The sequence below is a fragment of the Pseudomonas kermanshahensis genome (genome assembly GCF_014269205.2).
GTDB lineage: Bacteria > Pseudomonadota > Gammaproteobacteria > Pseudomonadales > Pseudomonadaceae > Aquipseudomonas > Aquipseudomonas kermanshahensis.
The window spans coordinates 2,193,572-2,211,068 of the sequence record NZ_JABWRY020000001.1; the positions used below are offsets into that span (position 1 = coordinate 2,193,572).

Here is a 17,497-nt window from a genome sequence, read left to right on the forward strand (position 1 = left end):
CAATCGCGATTAATTTATGCCCTCCACCCACGTTGCCAGGAAGGCGTCCATCCGATACCCAGGAGCCTTTCATGGCACGACCCCGTCATTATCAATCGACCTTTCTCGCTGTCTGCTGTTCCGTTGCGGTTACTGCACAGGCGGCTGATGGCGTGATCCAGCTGGATGCCACTGCTATCGACGCCGAGTCTGCCAAGGTCAAGGGCGAACTCCCGCAAGCCTTTGCCGGTGGGCAGGTCGCGCGGGGCGGGCAGATGGGCGTGCTGGGCAATCAGGACATGATGGACGTGCCGTTCACCATGACCAGCTACACCGCGCAATTGATCGAGGACCAGCAGGCCGAGGATATCGGCGATGTGCTGCTCAACGACCCGTCCGTGCGCCAGTCGTTTGGCTTCGGCAACCAGTCGCAGGTGTTCGTCATCCGCGGGTTGCCACTCAGCGGTGATGATGTGGCGTTCAATGGCCTGTACGGCGTGTTGCCCAGGCAGATGATATCAACCGACGCGGTAGAGCGGGTCGAGGTATTCAAGGGGCCCAACGCCTTCCTTAACGGCGCCAGCCCGACCGGAACCGGCCTTGGCGGCAACGTCAACTTGCAGCCCAAGCGTGCCGGCGATGTCCCCACGCGTCGCTACACCCAAGACATCAGCAGCGACGGCCGCGTTGGCGAACACCTGGACATCGGCCAGCGTTTCGGTGAGGACAACCGCTTTGGCGTGCGCCTGAACCTGTCGCAACGTGAAGGCGAAACCGCAGTCGACGACCAGGATCAACGTAGCAAGCTGTTCATTGCCGGCCTTGACTACCGGGGCGACAACTTCCGCCTGTCTACCGACTTCGGCTACCAGAAGCAGCGCGTCAACCACCTGCGTAACTCGGTGCGCCTGGGGGCCGGCCTCACCGATATCCCACGCGCGCCAGATGCCGACCACAACTATGGCCAGGACTGGGCCTGGACTGAAACCGAAGACACGTTCGGCATGGCCCGGGGCGACTACGACTTCAACGACAATTGGAGCGGCTACCTGGCCGGTGGCGTCAAGCACACCCATGAGAACGGCTTCTACGGCACGCCGATCCTGACCAACGCCGCCACGGGCGACGCCACCATCGCCGGTTCGAAAATCCCCCACAATGAAGACAACACCACCTTCATGGGGGGCATCAACGGCCGCATGCAGACCGGCCCGGTCAGCCATCAGCTGAACATTGGTGCGGCCAGCATCTGGACCCAGCAAGAAAATGCGTTCGTCTTCTACAACGCGCAGGCCACCAACCTCTATCACACTGACCCGTTGCCCAAGCCCACCACCCCAACCTTTACCGGTGGCAAGTTGGATGACCCTGGGGTGACCGGCAAGACGCGCAACCGCAGCATTGCCGTGTCCGATACGCTGGGCCTGTTCGACGATAGCCTGCTGGTCACGGTGGGGGTGAGGCGCCAGCAATTGCGGGTCGAAGGGTATGCCTATGACGGCGAGGGCGCAGACCTTGGGCGCAACGCGTTCTACGACGAGTCGGTGACCACGCCTGTGTACGGCATCGTCTACAAGCTCAACCCGTCGATCTCGCTGTATGCCAACCGCATCGAGGGCCTGGCGCAGGGCGCGACGGCGTCGGGGCAGGTCATCAACGCCGGGGAAGTGTTCCCACCCGCCAAGACCAAACAGATCGAAGCAGGGGTCAAGCTCGACTACCAGACCTTCGGTGCCAACCTGGCGCTGTTCCGTATCGAGCGGCCCACCGATGGCTTCGTGCAGGGCAATGTATTCGTCCAGGACGGCGAGCAGGTAAACAAGGGCGTTGAGCTGAGCGTGTTCGGCGAGCCGCTGCAGGGGCTGCGCCTGATGGCCGGCGGCACCCGCATGGACACAGAACTGAAAAACACCCAGAACGGTACCAATGATGGCAACCATGCGGTCGGTGTACCGACCTTCCAGCTCAACGCTAGCGTCGACTGGGACGTGCCTGGCCTGCAAGGCGTAGCGCTTAATGCCCGCATGCTGCGCACCGGTGGCCAGTACGCCAACCCGGCCAACACGCTCACCCTGCCAACCTGGAACCGCTTCGATGTAGGCGCACGTTACCGGTTCAAGGTGCAGCAGAAAGAGGTCACCTTGCGGGTGAACGTGGAGAACCTCACCGACAAGAACTACTGGGCCTCGGCCAACGGCGGCTACCTGACCCAAGGCGACCCGCGCCTGGTCAAGTTCTCCGGCTCGATAGACTTCTGACCCTCATTGTAGGAGCAGCCTTGTGCTGCGAAGAGGCCGGTGAAAGCACAGTGAATCTTCGCTGCTTTCACCGGCCTCTTCGCAGCACAAGGCTGCTCCTACACCCACACACACGTCAGCGGGCCTGCGCCTGCTTAGGCTTGTAGAACAGAAAATGTGTGGTTACCGCAGTCTTGCGGTAGGCCTTGGCCCAATCCGGGTGCACATTGCGGTCGTGGAAGTACAGCGCACCGCCGGTAGGGTCTTTGAGCTGCTGGTTGAGCGCCTTGCGCGCAATCTCTTTGGCGATGTCGTAACGCTGCGCTTCCTCGACCTGGTCCGAGCGCCCGTCACACCACCAGGAAAACTGGCAGGCCTTGGTTTCCACGCCCTGTTTGACGACGCCACAAATGGTGTCCGGGAAGCCATCATGGCCCAGGCGGTTGAGCACGACACTGGCCACCGCCGTCATGTCCTTTTCGTTGGCCCCCTTGGCTTCCCAATAGATGGTGCGGGCTAGGCAGGTGATGCTGTCGTCTAGCGGCGATTGGCCTGCCGGGTCGACTGCTTTTACTTCGCCTGGGGTGATGGTTTCGGCCTTTTTCGGCGGCGGGGCGTCCTCGACCACCTTTTCTTCAAGGACTTCGGCCTTGTCCTCGGCGACCGCGGCCTTGGCCGTGTCGGCGGCGTGCAATGGGCCTGCAAGCAGGGCCGAGGTCAAGCCGATTACCATCCACGAGAGGCGCATGGCCGAGCTTCCGATCGCTGGGTTGATTCAGAGTCTAGCCAAGCGTAAGCATTAGCACCAAAGGAAGGGTTGCGGCGGCTACCACGGTCTGCAGAGCGATGATGGTGGCCATCAGCGGTGCGTTGCCGCCCATCTGCCGGGCCATCACATAGGACGAGGACGCCGTAGGCAAGGCCTGGAACAGCACGGCCACGACTGCCGCCTGTCCACCCAGGCCGAGCACACGGCACAGGCCCCAGGTAGTCAGCGGCATGACCAGGAACTTGAACGCCGAGGCGGCCATCAACGGGCGCACCTGGTGGCCGACGCTGGCACCGCCCAAGGCTGCGCCTACGCACAGCAGGCCCAAGGGCAGGGCGGCCTGGCCGAGCGCCTTGACCGTCGGTTCAAGCCCTGCCGGCAAGCCCAGCCCTGTGACCCGCAGCAGCAGGCCAGCCGCGCAGCCAACGATCAGCGGGTTGGCGAAGATCGCCCGCAGTACCGTGGCCGGTGAGCTGTGGCGTGCGCTGAAACGGGCGAACACCAGTACGCACAGCAGGTTGACCAAGGGTACGATGGCGGCGTTGGCAACGGCCGCCAAGGCAATGCCAGCACTGCCATAGATGCCCGCCGCCAGGGTTGCGCCGATGTAGTTGTTGAAGCGAATGCCACCCTGGAACACCGAGGTGAAATCGGCACCGTCGTGGTTCACCGCGCCTTGGTACAGCACCAGCAGCAGGGCGCCGAGCAGGGTCGACAGCATCAGCACTGCGACCATGCCCAGTATCGGTACCCCGTCGAGGTTGGCGGTGGCCAGGCCATGCAGGAACAGCGACGGCAGCAGCACGTAATAGCTCAGGCGTTCGGCACCGGGCCAGAAGGTTTCGGCCAGAAAGCCGCGCACACGCAGAAAGGTGCCCAGGGCAATCAGCAGGATGATGGGTAGCAGTGTGGTCAGCAGAAGGTGGAGCATGGTCGGCGTTCCGTCGTCGGGTACCGCTACAGACTACGGGGGCGCTTTGGTTTGTAAAAACGTTGTTTTCTTCAGTGACCGTTGAGAATAACTGCACGGTTGCCGCGGTTCAGGCATCCAGGGCCGTCTTTAGCACCGCACTCAGGTGGCGCCGCTGGCTTTTCTCATGCTCCAGCAGCACCACCCGGCGCGTCAGTTGCGGCTCGCCAAACGGCAGGCAGGTTGCCGGCGGCAAGCGCTGCAGGTCCGCGTCGGCCATGGGGATGATGGCCACGCCCAGGCCCATCACCGCCATGGTGGCCAGGGCTTCCTGGCTGTCCAGCTCCATTTGTTCGCTGACTTGCAGGTGCTGGCGGCGCAGCTCCTGTTCGATTTGCCGTCCGGCCCAGGCGCGTTTGTCGAAGCGCAGAAACGGTTGGCTGGCCAGTAGCTCGGGCACGCTCTGGCTAGCCAGGTCGGGGCTGGCGATGGCCCAGAAGCGGTCAGCGAACAGCGGGGTGAAGACCAGGCTCTGCGGGTAGGGGCTGACCGGCTCGGTGGTGATCGCCGCATCGAGTTCGCCGTCTTCGACGCGCCGCGCCAATTCTGCCGACATGCCCGAGGCGACACTGATGTGCAACTGCGGGTGGTGGGTCTTGATCCACAGCAGGGCCTTGGGCAAGCGCCGGGCCAGCACCGTGTGGATCGCCCCCAGGCGTAAGCGGCCACGCAGGCTCGGGCCACTGGCCAAGGCATCAGCCAGCTCGTCATAGGCGCCGAGGATGCTCTCGGCGCGCGCAACCGCCAACTGCCCGGCTTCAGTCAGCACGACTTGCCGTCGGCTGCGGTCGAACAGGGTGACCTGCAGTTCGTCTTCGAGGGTCTTGATGTGCAGGCTCACGGCCGAAGGGGTGAGGCTGAGCAGGTCGGCGGCACGGGCGAAGGTGCCGTGGCGGGCGATGGTCACCAGGGTGCGCAGGGCTTTGAGGGACACGCGAAGGGGCTCCAGGGCTGAGCGGGCAGGCGTGCATTGTCAGTGCGGGGCCGGTCGCCGGCAAGCCGGCATCTGCGTACTTCAACGCCCCGTGCGCCCATACGCCTGGCTGATGCGGTCAATCACCATGGCCAGCGCCACGATCGCCAACCCCGCCTCGACGCCCTGGCCGACGTTAAGGGTCTGGATCCCCGCCAGCACATCCTCACCCAGCCCGCGGGCGCCAATCATCGAAGCCACCACCACCATCGACAACGCCATCATCACCGACTGGTTGAGCCCGGCCATGATGCTGGGCAGGGCCAGTGGCAGGGCGATGCGACGTAGCCGCTGCCAGCGGCTGGCACCCAGGCCGTGCGCAGCCTGCAACAAGGACGGGTCGATCTGCCGCAAGCCCAGTTCGGTCAGCCGCACCAGTGGCGGTAAGGCGTAGATCAGGGTGGCGAACACCGCTGGCACCTTGCCAAGGCCAAACAGCATCAGCACCGGGATCAGGTAGACGAAGGCCGGGAGTGTCTGCATCACATCCAGCACCGGCATCAACAGCCGTCGAGCCAGCGGGCGGGACGCCAGCAGAATGCCCAGCGGTACGCCGACCATCACGCACAAGCCCGTGCTGATCAGGACCAAGGCCAAGGTTTGCAACAGCTTGTCCCACAGCCCGAGCACACCGATCAAGGCCAGCAGGGCCACCATCATCAGGCTGCGCAACAGGCTGCGGCTGGCGTGCCAGGCGAGCAGCCCGACCACCAGCAACAGTGCCCACCAGGGCAACAGACGCAGCAGGTTTTCCAGCCCCACCAGCAGTTGCAGCAGTTGATCCGAGAGGCTGCGCAAGTGGTCGCCGTAGTTCAACACCAGCCAGTCGACTAGCTGGTTGACGCGACCCGCGAAGGAAAATTGCAGGGCTTCGGGAAAGCCGCCGCTCATAGGCTGCCCTCGACCTTGGCTGCGACCTGCGCAGGCAACCAGGCTTTCCACACATCGCGGTTATCGCGCAAAAAGGCGAGGGCAGCCTGGTTGGGCGAGATGCGCTTTTCGCTCATCTCGGCCAGGGCGCTGTTGAGCCGATCGATCGGTAGGTCGACTTTTTCGAACACCGCCACCAGGTCCGGGTAGCCTTCTTTGAACGCCTTGGAAACGCCAATCGACAATTTGGCTGGCAGTGACTGGCTACCTTGCGGGTTGGGGTTGCTGGCATCTGTCAGGGTGGCCCAGGCCTTTTCATTGAAGGGTGGCTCTTGCAAGCGGATCAGCTTGTAGCGCCCCATGAGCGGGGTTGGGTTCCAGTAATAGAACAGCACTGGCTGGCCGCGGCGGATGGACGAGCTGATCTCGGCATCCAGCGCTGCGCCAGAGCCACTGCGGAAGTTGTTGTACAGCGCATCCAGCCCATAGGCCTTGAGTTTTTGGCTGTTGACCGTCTCGGAAGTCCAGCCACTGGGGCTGTTGAGGAAGCGCCCTTTGTCCGGTATTTCAGGGTCCCTGAACACCTTGGGGTAACGCTTGAGGTCGTCGACACTGTGCAGGTCAGGTGCCAAGGGCTTGAGGTTGCGCGATGGGTCGCCCTGGATCACGTAGGCCGGCACCCACCAGCCTTCTTCAGCGTGCTTGACCGTGTCGCCTAGGGCGAACACCTGGCCGGCCTGCTCGGCCTTGATCCACGCGGGGCTACGCCCGGCCCATTCCTCGGCGATCACCTGCAGGTCGTTGCGGGCCAAGGCCACTTCCATGCTCACGGTGCTGCCGGGCAGTGTGTCGGTGGGGTAGCCGTAACCCCGTTCGACGATCAGGCGCAGGATCTCGGTGGTGAGTGCACCGCTTTCCCAACCAATTGCGCCAAAGTGAATCGGTGCGTTGCGTTCCGCTGAGGCGGCGCTGTCGGTGCTGGCCAAGCCAGCAGCCAGCAGCAGGCCGGCCAGCAGCGTTGGAATTCTCTTCATCGGGGCCTCCTCGGTAGCTGCTGAGTCAGTGCCGGCAAGTGTAGACGACCTCTTTGTCTGCTTTGCCTGGCGGGGGCAGGGAAGGCGCTCTCTCTGTGCTCCGTGGCGCGCGGTTGCAAGAGTGTGCGCTGCCATTTCGGCAGCCCATTTGGCCCACGGCGCGAGGCATTCCTGATGACCCTTGATTTGAGTTTTGTCTATTACCGCAACTTCTGTTTCGACGGAAAATTTCACGTTCGGTGCATGGGTGCAGACCTGCACAAAATCAGAAGCATTCGCTACGAGCTGGAGCGGGCCGGGCCTGAGGGTGCGGTTTCGTTCAGAGGCGTTTCGGTACAGTCACAGGCGCACAGTGGTCGCTTGAATGACCACGGATGCCCAGCCACGTTGATCGCCGAAGAAGCGGTAGGTGTCTACAGCATCCGGCCAAGGGTCGTCCTGCTAGATGAATATGCCCGGGCTGCGAACCGGCCTACCGGGGCTGCCGGGATCATTGACTTGCCGCCTTTGGTGCTCGAAATCAAGGCCGAGGAGTTGAACCGAAGCGTGCTCGAAAAAATACCGCTGCCGGCCGCGGGCGGGCGAGGCAAGCGTGAGGTGGACCAGAGCAGCCGCGAATACGAACCTCGTGAGCAGCCCGCGCAAAGCCTTGCGGCAGTAGCGCCAGGTGCCGCGTACCCCACGCTGGTTATCGCGTTCGAAGCGGGTGGCTACCAACGGCTGCTTGATGATCTGCAACCCGATTCAGGCTCGGTACTGGTTCGTTATTGGCCGAATCTGATTACCGTGCTTACCCCCCGGCCTGTTCTGGATGAGCAGGAGCAGCATGACGATCGGCTTCAGGCATTACGCACGTTCTGCTACCTGGAGCAGCCGCCGAGCATGCTCAACGACACTTACCTCGCACTGCTCAAGACCCTGGCCGCGCTGGAGTACGTGCAGTCCATGCACTTTCTGCAAGCCAGCGCTGAGCCAAACCTGATCTTGCTTGGCGCGGCGGCGGTGGTAGCCACGCTGTTGACCGGCACCGCCGTGGTGGCGGGCAATCGAGCCCACGAAAATGCCCAGCCCACGCCCGACTTCGAGCATCGCCAGCATTACCTCGACGCACCAGGGCCAAGATGGAAAGGATTGAACGTGCGCAAGGCCTGGGCCGGGGGGGTAACTGGGCGAGGCTCGCGGATCCATTTCAGTGACGGTGGGTTGTTTCCTGACCATGAAGACCTGCGGGACAATCCTGACCTGAAGATAGTCTCGCTAAAGCCAAACGATGACCCCAAGCACGGAACTGCGTCTGTGGGGGGCATTCTGGCGGCGCGCAATGGCCTCGGGGCTACGGGTGTCAGCCATGACAGCGAATTGTACCTCTACCACAACCGCTTGATGGACACTCACGGTAGCTATCAGGTGCTCAAAGACCTGCTGCGCAATGTTGAGCCAGGGGATATCGTCGCTATCAACCGTCAGACCGCGAACCCGTCCGTGCTGAGTACGATGTTGCCGTCCGTGCACGACAAGGCCTGGTGGACAGTGATGCAGCAACTGACCCAGCGAGGCGCCGTGGTGATCAATGCGGCTGCCAATGGCAGCAGTAAGACCTTGGCGCAAAAAGGGACCCAGGCTAGCCAGGGCGTCGATCTTGCCAATTGGCCCTACTTCAACGATTACGGCGATGCTGGGGTCATCTTGATTGGTGCTTGTCAATCGTACAGCGGCAAGCCCCACGCGTACTCCAACTACCGCTACCGCCATCGCATGCTCAACGCCTGGGGCGATAGCGTCGTGACGTTGTCCAGAGGCGACTTGCAGGACCTGCCCGGTGAAAACAGGGACTACTCCGAGAACTACGCCGGCACCTCCAGTGCAACTCCCATGGTGACGGGCGCACTTAGCCTGATCCAGTCGTATGCCATGGAGCACCATCACGTCTACCTGAATGCCGACCAGATGCACCTGCTGGTCATGGCGTCCGGATACGAAGACGCCACCGTGCCGGGTACCGATGTCCTGCCGATGGGGGCCAGGCCCAACGTGCACGGTGCGCTGGTGATGCTTGATCGCATACTCGGCAACGGCCGCTTCGAACCTTGAGGTGAGGCCGGCAAGCGCCGGCCTCTAACGCTTCAGACGCGGAACTGATCCATCAGCGCCTGTTGTTGATTGGCCAGGCTGTTGAGCGACTGGCTGACCCGCGCCGACTCGTTGGCTTGCCCTGACAGCGATTCGGTGACGTCGCGAATGGTTGCGACATTGCTGTTGATCTCTTCGGCCACCGCGCTTTGTTCTTCGGCGGCCGAAGCAATCTGCAGGTTCATGTCGGTGATCACCGTCACTGCCTGGCCGATGCGCTGCAGTGCAGTAACGGCCTGGCCGACCTGCTCCACGCCACCCTGGGCCTGGCGATGGCTGTTGTCCATGGCACCGACCACTTCGCGGGTACCGGCCTGCAAGGCCTCGATCACCTGGCGGGTTTCTTCCACCGACTCCTGGGTGCGCCGGGCGAGGTTGCGCACTTCATCGGCGACCACGGCAAAGCCACGGCCGGCCTCACCGGCGCGGGCGGCTTCGATGGCGGCGTTGAGTGCCAACAGGTTGGTCTGCTCTGCAATCGAGCGGATCACTTCCAGCACCGAGCCGATCTTCTCGCTGTTCTGCGCCAGGCCCTCGACTTCGGCCATGGCGTTGTTCATGTCGGCGGCCAAGGCATCGATGCTGTGGGTGGTGCGGTCGATCACGGCCAGGCCCTCGCGGGTGGCCTGGTCGGCCTCGCGGGCTGCCTGCGCAGCCTGGGCAGCGCTGCGGGCAACGTCCTGGGCGGTGGCGCTCATTTCGTGCGAGGCGGTCGCCACCTGGTCAACCTGGCGGTACTGCTGCTCCATGCCAGCGCTGGTCTCGCTAGCGATCGCCGAGGACTGGTCAGCCGTGCCACGGGCGGCCTGCACCGAACGTTTGACCTCGGCAATGGTGGGCTGCAGCTTGTCGAGGAAGCGGTTGAACCAACCGGCCAACTCGCCCAGTTCGTCCTGCTTCTGGTAGGCCAGGCGGCGGGTCAGGTCACCTTCGCCACTGGCGATGTCCTTGAGCATCGCCGCCACGCCCAGAATCGGCCGGGTCACACCACGTGCCATCAGCCACACCAGCAGCAGGCCGGCGATTGCAGCGGCCAGGCCCAGGCCCAGCTCCAGCAAGGTGCCACTGGTGTTCAGTGTATCGAGTTCCTGTTTCAACGTTTCGGCGGGCCCGGTCAGGGCGTTTTCCGGCACGTCCAGAAGCACGCCCCAGGGCTGGGCGCCGGGGATCGGCTCGAAGGCCGCCAGCACCTTGAGGCGTTGCTGGTCGTGCAGGATGCTCAGCTTGCCCTCGGCCAGCTTGCGCACCAGTTCGGCGCCCTTGGCCGTGTCGACCTGGTCGAAGCGCTGAGCCAGCTTGCCGGCATCGGCGCTGTAACCGGCCAACAGGCCCGCCGGGCTGAGAATGCCCACGGTGGTGCGGCCTTCGTACAGGCCGCGGCTGGCGTTCTGGGTCAAGGCCTGCAGGCTGTTGAGGTTGATGTCGATCGACAGGGTGGCGATCACCTTGCCGTTGACGGCCAGGGGGAAGACGATGCTGGTCATCAGCACCCGCTGGCCATCGATGTCATAGAAGTAGGGCTCCACCACGCAGACCTTGCCGCTGCTGCGTGGGCACACCCACCACGTGTTCGCGGGCTGGCCGCTGGGGCCGATCTCGGTGTTGGCCATGTCATGCTCGGGCAGGGCCATGGCGGTCAGCTGACCGGCACGTGGTTGCGACCAGTACAGCGCGAAACGCCCGGTTTCGTTGCTGCCCAGCGCTGGCTTGGCGGTGAACAGGTTGTCCTTGTGGTCCAGGGCGTTGGGCTCGAACACCAGCGACATGCCGAGCAGGTCGGGGTTGGCCTGCAACGCGGCGCGCACTTGGCGGGTCATGTCCTCGCGCAGGTCGTAAGCGTCGAGAAAGCGCTTTTCAGCCTGCTCGCGCAGGAACAGCACCTGGCGGGCGAAGCCGGCGCCGTACTGATAGGCGTCCATGAATTGACGGCGAATGTTCAAGGCCTGCACTTCACCTTGCGACTCGATGCGCCCCTGGGCCGCATCGGTGAGCATCTGCATGCTGCTCGCCTTGACCAGGTCCGAGCTGTGGTCCATGCGGTACAGCGAAAGGCCGACGAGCAGGGTGACGATGCCGGCCAGGCACAGACCGGCGAGCAGGGTGATCTTCCACTGGATGGAAAGTTGTCGCAAAGGCATGGGGCGAATCCCTTGTAATAGTTCTGGCTGTCGACTGTGTCGGCCATCGCGCTTTTTTCTTTATTCAAACGTTCAATTTAAATTAAGGCGGGGCTGAGTAATGCGCCGCACCATGGCGCTTTTGACATCTGCCGCCCACTGCTTCAGAGTGCGCGCTTTTTTTCTGTCCTTATGAGGTAAGCCAACCATGAATGCAGTGATCGCCGCGGTCGGCATCATGCTGATACTCAGCCTGTCGCGGGTACACGTGGTCATCGCCCTGATCATTGGTGCCTTGGTCGGCGGCCTGGTCGGCGGCTTGGGCATCGAGGGCACGCTGAAGGCCTTCAATGGCGGACTGGGTGGCGGCGCCACCGTGGCATTGTCGTATGCGCTGCTGGGCGCCTTTGCCGTGGCCATCGCCAAGTCAGGGCTGGCGCACGCCCTGGCCGATCGGGCCTTGGCCATGATCGACCGCCAGGGCCATGCCAATGGCGGCAAAGTGAAGTGGATGATGATCGGCCTGATGCTGGTGGTGGCGGTGTCGTCGCAGAACATCCTGCCCATTCACATCGCCTTCATCCCGCTGCTGGTGCCGCCGCTGCTGTATGTGTTGACGCGTCTGCGCATCGACCGTCGGCTGATCGCCTGCGTGATCACCTTTGGCCTGATCACCCCGTACATGTTTCTGCCGGTGGGCTTTGGCAACATCTTCCTCAACGAAATCCTGTTGGCCAACGTCGCCCGCGCCGGGGTCGATGTGAGCGGCGTCAATGTCACCCATGCCATGGCCATTCCGGCGGCGGGCATGCTCGCCGGCCTGTTGCTGGCGGTGTTCTTCAGCTACCGCAAGAAGCGCGACTACGACCTGGCGCGTATCGAGCAGGTCGAGCAGGTCAGCGTGCAATACAACCCGTTGACCCTGATGGTCGCTGGCCTGGCGATCGCGGCGGCGTTTATCGTCCAGCTGTTGCTGGACTCGATGATCATTGGCGCCATGGTCGGGTTCCTGATCTTCTCGCTGTCGGGCATCGTGCGCTGGAAAGACACTGACGACCTGTTCACCGAAGGCATGAAGATGATGGCCATGATCGGCTTCATCATGATTGCAGCATCGGGTTTTGCCGACGTGATGAAGGCCACCGGCGAGGTCAAGAGCCTGGTCGAGACATCGGCGCAGTGGATCGACCACAGCAAGGGCGTTGGCGCCTTGCTCATGCTGCTGGTGGGATTGCTGGTGACCATGGGCATCGGCTCGTCGTTCTCCACCGTGCCGATTCTGGCCGCGATCTTCGTACCGCTGTGCGTGCAACTGGGCTTCGACCCCGTGGCCACGGTGTGCATCGTGGGTACCGCCGGGGCATTGGGGGATGCAGGTTCGCCCGCGTCGGACTCGACCTTGGGCCCGACCTCGGGCCTGAACGTGGACGGCCAGCACCACCACATCTGGGACACGGTGGTGCCGACCTTCATCCACTACAACCTGCCGCTGCTGGCGTTTGGCTGGTTGGCGGCGATGACGCTGTAAGGCGGGGAGGGCGTCAGCCCTTGTCGGGCGGCGGCGAGATCCTGTTGAGGACTGTGCTGCCGTCCTTGCTGCGGGTCAGGTAGACCGGCAGCACCTTGGGCAGGTTGTTGACCAGGCGCCCGACTTCGCGGGTGTTATAGATGCCGCTGATGCGGATCCGCCCGGTGCTGGCATCGGCCAGCAGCAGCGGGGCGTCGAGGTAGCGGTTGATCACTGGCAACGCCTGTTCCAGGCTCAGGTTATCGAGCACCAGCTTGCCATTGCGCCAAGCCAAGGCATTGCCGTAATCGTCGCTTTGCGCCAGTTGCGGCTCGAAATCGCCCTTGTGATAGCTGGCCTGCATCCCAGGGCCTAGGCGGTAGCCACCGGCACTGCCGTCGCTGGACACCAGCACCGAACCTTCCACCAAGGTGACTTTGACCTGGTCCTGGTACTTCCAGACGTTGAACTGGGTGCCGGTTACCCGGGTCTGGCCGCGGCCAGCGTGGACGATGAAGGGGTGCGCACTGTCGTGCTGGACCTTGAAGAACGCCTCGCCGCGCTTGAGGGTAACCTGGCGCTGGTCCTTGAAGTTGAGGTATGTCAGCTCGGTATTGAGGTTGAGCTGCACCGTGCTGCCGTCGCTCAGCTCTACTGTCTGCATCCGGTCGCTGGCTTCGAAGTGCTGGTAATGGTTGGGCAGCCAACCTTGTTCCCAGCCCATCCAGCCTGCCAATGGCAGTACCGCCAGGGCGATGGCCGCAGCCGAGGCCAGCGGGCGCCAGTTGCGCACGCGTGCGGCCTGGCGTGACGGCGGGTTGAAGTCGACCACGGTCGCGTTGCGCGGCAGCAGGTCGGCAGTCTGCCAGATTTCCAGCATCGCCTGGTATTCCTCAGCGTGCCGTGGGTCAGCCGCTAGCCAGCGGGCGAACGCCTCGCGCTCTGCCGCCGTGCAATCATCGGCGTGCAGGCGCATGCACCACTGCGCGGCGGCGTCGGTAATGGCATCGTCTGGGCTGGGATTGAGGCGGTCGTGATTCATTGCGGCTCCGGGTTTTGCGCATTCTACCCTTGCTAGAGGGTTCCCGAGAACCGAGGTAATGGCGAATGACTATCAGTTGTGCCGGTTTTTCGTCGGATTTGCAATGGAATTTCAGCGTTTGAGAACCCTTCGCGGGCAGTGCCTGGGGGCGCTTTACGCCCCCACGCTGATCAGAACTGTTCCGCGGTCAACCCGTACAGGCTCGCGCTGCCGGCCTGGATACTGGCTTCCAGCCCCAGGCTGCGTGGTAACACGCGCTGGAAGAAGAACGCTGCACACGCCAGTTTCGCCTCATGGAAGGACGGGTCTTGTTCGCGCTTGGCCTGCGCCACGGCGGCCATGCGCGCCCACATGTAGGCGTAGGCGGTGAGGCCGAACAGGTGCAAATACTCCACGGCCACGCTGCTGACCAGGTTGGCGTCCTGGCTTGCGCGTGCCCGCAGCCAGGCGCTGGTGGCTTCCAGGCGCGCAACACTGGCTTGCAGGGCTTCGCGGTACAGTGGCGCGGCAACGCTGAAGGCGCGCACTTCGGCGGTGAAACTGGCCAGCGCCTGGCCACCGTCTGCCAGCACCTTGCGCCCGAGCAGGTCGAGGGCCTGGATGCCGTTGGTGCCCTCATAGATCTGTGCGATACGCACGTCGCGCACGCGTTGTTCCTGGCCCCATTCGCGGATGTAGCCATGGCCGCCATACACCTGCTGGCCGAGCACGCAGCTTTCCAGGCCATTGTCGGTGAAAAACGCCTTGGCCACGGGCGTCAGCAGTGCCACCAGACGCTGGGCATGTTCGCGTTCTCCGGCGTCTTCGGCATAGCGGGCCAGGTCCAGCTGTTGCCCCACGTAGGCCGCAAAGGCCCGGCCACCTTCGGTAAGCGTGCGCATGGTCAGCAGCATGCGCCGCACATCGCCATGCTGGATGATCGGGTCGGCCCCCTTGTCCTTCGCCTGCGGGCCCGTGGCGGCACGGCTTTGCAGGCGTTCGTTGGCGTAGCGTGCGGCGCTCTGGTACGACGCTTCGGCGCAGCCGATACCCTGGATGCCAATGGACAGCCGCTCGTAGTTCATCATGGTGAACATGGCCGCCAGACCCTTGTTCGCATCGCCGACCAGGTGGCCGATGGCGCCATCGAAGTTCATCACGCAGGTGGCCGAGGCCTTGATGCCCATCTTGTGCTCGATCGACCCGCATTGCACGGCGTTGCGTTCGCCCAGGCTGCCATCGGCATTGACGTGGTACTTAGGCACCAGGAATAGCGAGATGCCTTTAGCCCCCGCCGGTGCGTCCGGCAACTTGGCCAACACCAGGTGGACGATGTTTTCGGTCAGGTCCTGCTCGCCGCCGGTGATGAAAAGCTTGCTGCCACTGATGCGGTATCTGCCATCGGCCTGGGGTTCTGCGCGGGTGCGGATCAACCCCAGGTCAGTGCCGGCGTGGGGTTCGGTCAGGCACATGGTGCCGGCCCAACGGCCTTCATAGAGCGGCGGCAGGTAGGTGGCCTTGAGTGTTTCGCTCGCGTGGGCGTCGATTGCCAGGCAACTGCCGGCACTCAAGGCTGAATACAGGCTGAAACTGCAGTCGGCGGCGTAGAGCATTTCTTCGAACAGCACGCCCAGCATCTTCGGCATGCCCATGCCGCCATGCTCGGGGTTGCCGCCCAGGCCAACCCAGCCACCTTCCCGGTAGGTGCGCCAAGCGTCGCGAAAGCCATCCGGGGTGGTGACCTGGCCGGCTTCGAAGTGCACACCCTGCTCGTCACCGTTGCGGCTGAGCGGGGCGATCAGCTGGCTGGTGACCTTGGCCGCTTCTTCGAGGATGGCGTCGGCGGTGTCGGCGTCGATGCGCTCGGCCAGGGCAGGGAGGCGTGCCCACAGGGCAGGGCCCTGCAACACATCGTGGAGAATGAAGCGCATGTCGCGCAGTGGGGCGGTGTAGTGGGGCATCGTCGGCTCGAGGAAGTGAGTAATAAGTTGTCTGGCCGGGCCTCTTCGCGGGTAAACCCGCTCCCACCGGTTTAATGCAGTTCCCAAGAACGGCGCTGTTCTTGTGGGAGCGGGTTTACCCGCGAAGAGGCAGTTACAGCCTTAAAGGGCTTTGGCGCGGTCGCGCAGGACGTACTTCTGGATCTTGCCGGTGGAGGTCTTGGGCAGCTCGCCAAAAATCACGGTCTTCGGCACTTTGAACCCGGCCAAGTGCTCACGGCACCAGTGGGTGATGTCGGCTTCGCGGGTGTCTTCCCGGCCAGGCTTGAGTGCCACGAAGGCGCAGGGCGTTTCGCCCCATTTGTCGTCGGGGCGCGCCACCACGGCGGCTTCCAGCACCGCTGGGTGTTTGTAGAGGGCGTCTTCGACTTCGATGGTGGAGATGTTTTCGCCACCGGAAATGATGATGTCCTTGAGCCGGTCCTTGATCTCGACATAGCCATCGGCATGCCAGACTGCCAGGTCGCCAGTGTGGAACCAGCCGCCGCGGAAGGCTTCGGCCGTGGCCTCAGGGTTTTTCAGGTAACCCTTCATCACCGTGTTGCCGCGCATGAAGATCTCGCCCAGGGTGTTGCCGTCGCGCGGCACCGGGGCGAGGGTTTGCGGGTCGGCGACCATCAGGCCGTCGAGCGTCGGGTAGCGCACGCCCTGGCGGGACTTGATGCGCGCGCGCGCTTCCAGCGGCAGCGCGTCCCATTCCTCATGCCAGGCGCAGACCGTCACCGGGCCGTACACCTCGGTCAGGCCGTAGGTGTGGGTCACCTGAATGCCCATTTCTTCCACCGCGCCAATCACCTTGGCGGGTGGTGCGGCGCCTGCGACCATGGCCTGCACCGGGTGCTCGATGGCAGCTTTGGCGGCCTCAGGCATGTTGACCAGGGCGTTGAGCACGATGGGCGCGCCGCACAGGTGGGTGACCCGGTGTTCGCGGATCAGGGTGAGGATCTTTTGCGGGTCGACCCGGCGCAGGAACACGTGGGTCCCGGCCAAGGCGGTGATGGTCCAGGGGTAGCACCAGCCGTTGCAGTGGAACATGGGCAGGGTCCACAGGTACACCGGGCGGTGGCCCATGGCCCAGGTCATCTGGTTGCCCAGCGCGTTGAGGTAGGCACCGCGATGGTGGTAGACCACGCCCTTGGGGTTGCCGGTGGTGCCGGAGGTGTAGTTGAGCGAAATGGCCTGCCATTCGTCATCGGGCCATTCCCAGGCAAATTGCGGGTCGCCCTCGGCCAGCAGGGCTTCGTAGTCAAGCGCGCTGACCGCGCGGCCTTCGCCGTACTCCGGGTCATCGACGTCGACCACCAGGGGCGGGTGTTCGAGCAAGGCCAGGGCGGCTTCGATGACCGTGTGGAACTCGCGATCGGTGATCAGCACCTTGGCCTCGCCGTGCTGCAGCATGAAGGCGATGGCTTCGGCGTCCAGGCGAACGTTGAGGGTGTTGAGCACTGCACCGGTCATGGGCACGCCGAAGTGCGCTTCGAGCATGGCCGGGGTGTTTGGCAGCATCACCGCGACCGTGTCGCCACGGCCGATGCCGCGCCCCACCAGGGCGCTGGCCAGGCGCCGGCAGCGTTGGTAGGTTTCCTGCCAGTTACGGCGGATGGCGCCATGGATGACAGCCGGGTAGTTGCCATACACCGCAGCGGTGCGTTCGATGAAGCTCAATGGGGTGAGGGCGACATGGTTGACGGCAGCGGGCATCAGGCCCTGGGCATAGATCGACATGCGGTAATCCTGTAGGGGAGGCAGGCGCAGCCTGTGCGCGTGACCCCCGGTGGCTGATTGTTAGCTCTGTTCAGGGTGTGGAAAAGCGTACGGTTGGCCGCTTTCCCCTGTCGCAGTTTTACGCGAGTCGCTATGGTAGATAGAATATCGACTATAGCAATATAG

12 protein-coding genes and 1 pseudogene are annotated in these 17,497 nt (G+C 63.6%); 3 read left to right on the top strand and 10 right to left on the bottom strand.

The window, feature by feature from the left end; translation table 11 throughout:
* The first annotated feature begins 71 nt into the window (after nt 1-71).
* Nucleotides 72-2,237 carry a TonB-dependent receptor gene (locus tag HU764_RS10215; RefSeq protein WP_186703571.1) on the top strand — a complete coding sequence of 722 codons (2,166 nt, stop codon included), beginning with the start codon at nt 72-74 and terminating at the stop codon, nt 2,235-2,237.
* Between the two features lie 115 nt (nt 2,238-2,352).
* Here HU764_RS10215 and HU764_RS10220 read toward each other — a convergent pair whose 3' ends face one another.
* From HU764_RS10220 to HU764_RS10240, 5 genes are all read right to left on the bottom strand, one after another.
* Nucleotides 2,353-2,964, bottom strand: a complete 612-nt coding sequence (locus HU764_RS10220) for a cell wall hydrolase (protein WP_027593568.1) — start codon at nt 2,962-2,964, stop codon at nt 2,353-2,355.
* A gap of 34 nt (nt 2,965-2,998) precedes the next feature.
* On the bottom strand, nt 2,999-3,916 hold the full coding sequence (locus HU764_RS10225; protein WP_186680227.1) for an AEC family transporter: 918 nt from the start codon (nt 3,914-3,916) through the stop codon (nt 2,999-3,001).
* A 109-nt stretch (nt 3,917-4,025) separates the two neighbouring features.
* Nucleotides 4,026-4,889, bottom strand: coding sequence for a LysR substrate-binding domain-containing protein (locus HU764_RS10230; RefSeq protein ID WP_186703570.1), 864 nt, complete (start codon nt 4,887-4,889; stop codon nt 4,026-4,028).
* 81 nt (nt 4,890-4,970) lie between these two features.
* Complete coding sequence (locus tag HU764_RS10235; RefSeq protein ID WP_085274270.1) at nt 4,971-5,819, bottom strand: ABC transporter permease; 849 nt, start codon at nt 5,817-5,819, stop codon at nt 4,971-4,973.
* A complete protein-coding gene (locus HU764_RS10240) occupies nt 5,816-6,832 on the bottom strand; it encodes an ABC transporter substrate-binding protein (protein WP_186680224.1) in 1,017 nt (338 codons plus the stop codon). Before HU764_RS10240 ends, HU764_RS10235 begins: the two co-directional genes overlap by 4 nt.
* 174 nt (nt 6,833-7,006) lie before the next feature.
* Here HU764_RS10240 and HU764_RS10245 point away from each other — a divergent pair, with 174 nt between their 5' ends.
* Nucleotides 7,007-8,923 (top strand): S8 family serine peptidase, encoded by a 1,917-nt coding sequence (locus tag HU764_RS10245; protein WP_186703569.1) that lies wholly within the window; start codon nt 7,007-7,009, stop codon nt 8,921-8,923.
* Nucleotides 8,924-8,955: 32 nt separating this feature from the next.
* Here the strand turns inward: HU764_RS10245 and HU764_RS28090 are convergent, their stop codons facing one another.
* Both HU764_RS28090 and HU764_RS28095 read right to left on the bottom strand, forming a co-directional pair.
* Nucleotides 8,956-9,711 (bottom strand): methyl-accepting chemotaxis protein, encoded by a 756-nt coding sequence (locus HU764_RS28090; protein WP_371097434.1) that lies wholly within the window; start codon nt 9,709-9,711, stop codon nt 8,956-8,958.
* A 102-nt stretch (nt 9,712-9,813) separates the two neighbouring features.
* Nucleotides 9,814-11,100 (bottom strand): annotated as a pseudogene (locus tag HU764_RS28095) (methyl-accepting chemotaxis protein); the annotation flags it as partial.
* A 187-nt stretch (nt 11,101-11,287) separates the two neighbouring features.
* Between HU764_RS28095 and HU764_RS10255 the strand changes: the two are divergent.
* The gene (locus tag HU764_RS10255; RefSeq protein WP_027593561.1) at nt 11,288-12,607 is read left to right on the top strand and encodes a Na+/H+ antiporter family protein; all 1,320 of its coding nucleotides are present in this window, start codon (nt 11,288-11,290) and stop codon (nt 12,605-12,607) included.
* Nucleotides 12,608-12,620: 13 nt separating this feature from the next.
* Here the strand turns inward: HU764_RS10255 and HU764_RS10260 are convergent, their stop codons facing one another.
* From HU764_RS10260 to HU764_RS10270, 3 genes are all read right to left on the bottom strand, one after another.
* On the bottom strand, nt 12,621-13,628 hold the full coding sequence (locus HU764_RS10260) for a FecR family protein (RefSeq protein ID WP_085274265.1): 1,008 nt from the start codon (nt 13,626-13,628) through the stop codon (nt 12,621-12,623).
* A 170-nt stretch (nt 13,629-13,798) separates the two neighbouring features.
* Nucleotides 13,799-15,568 carry an acyl-CoA dehydrogenase C-terminal domain-containing protein gene (locus HU764_RS10265; protein WP_186703567.1) on the bottom strand — a complete coding sequence of 590 codons (1,770 nt, stop codon included), beginning with the start codon at nt 15,566-15,568 and terminating at the stop codon, nt 13,799-13,801.
* Between the two features lie 141 nt (nt 15,569-15,709).
* A complete protein-coding gene (locus HU764_RS10270) occupies nt 15,710-17,332 on the bottom strand; it encodes an acyl-CoA synthetase (RefSeq protein WP_186703566.1) in 1,623 nt (540 codons plus the stop codon).
* Between the last annotated feature and the right edge of the window lie 165 nt (nt 17,333-17,497).

Coding starts and splice junctions, on each gene's coding strand:
- HU764_RS28090 (WP_371097434.1), bottom strand. CDS start 9,711: ATGGAGCAGCAGTACCGCCAGGTTGACCAGGTGGCGACCGCCTCGCAC.
- HU764_RS10245 (WP_186703569.1), top strand. CDS start 7,007: ATGACCCTTGATTTGAGTTTTGTCTATTACCGCAACTTCTGTTTCGAC.
- HU764_RS10255 (WP_027593561.1), top strand. CDS start 11,288: ATGAATGCAGTGATCGCCGCGGTCGGCATCATGCTGATACTCAGCCTG.
- HU764_RS10270 (WP_186703566.1), bottom strand. CDS start 17,332: ATGTCGATCTATGCCCAGGGCCTGATGCCCGCTGCCGTCAACCATGTC.
- HU764_RS10235 (WP_085274270.1), bottom strand. CDS start 5,819: ATGAGCGGCGGCTTTCCCGAAGCCCTGCAATTTTCCTTCGCGGGTCGC.
- HU764_RS10225 (WP_186680227.1), bottom strand. CDS start 3,916: ATGCTCCACCTTCTGCTGACCACACTGCTACCCATCATCCTGCTGATT.
- HU764_RS10215 (WP_186703571.1), top strand. CDS start 72: ATGGCACGACCCCGTCATTATCAATCGACCTTTCTCGCTGTCTGCTGT.
- HU764_RS10260 (WP_085274265.1), bottom strand. CDS start 13,628: ATGAATCACGACCGCCTCAATCCCAGCCCAGACGATGCCATTACCGAC.
- HU764_RS10240 (WP_186680224.1), bottom strand. CDS start 6,832: ATGAAGAGAATTCCAACGCTGCTGGCCGGCCTGCTGCTGGCTGCTGGC.
- HU764_RS10265 (WP_186703567.1), bottom strand. CDS start 15,568: ATGCCCCACTACACCGCCCCACTGCGCGACATGCGCTTCATTCTCCAC.
- HU764_RS10220 (WP_027593568.1), bottom strand. CDS start 2,964: ATGCGCCTCTCGTGGATGGTAATCGGCTTGACCTCGGCCCTGCTTGCA.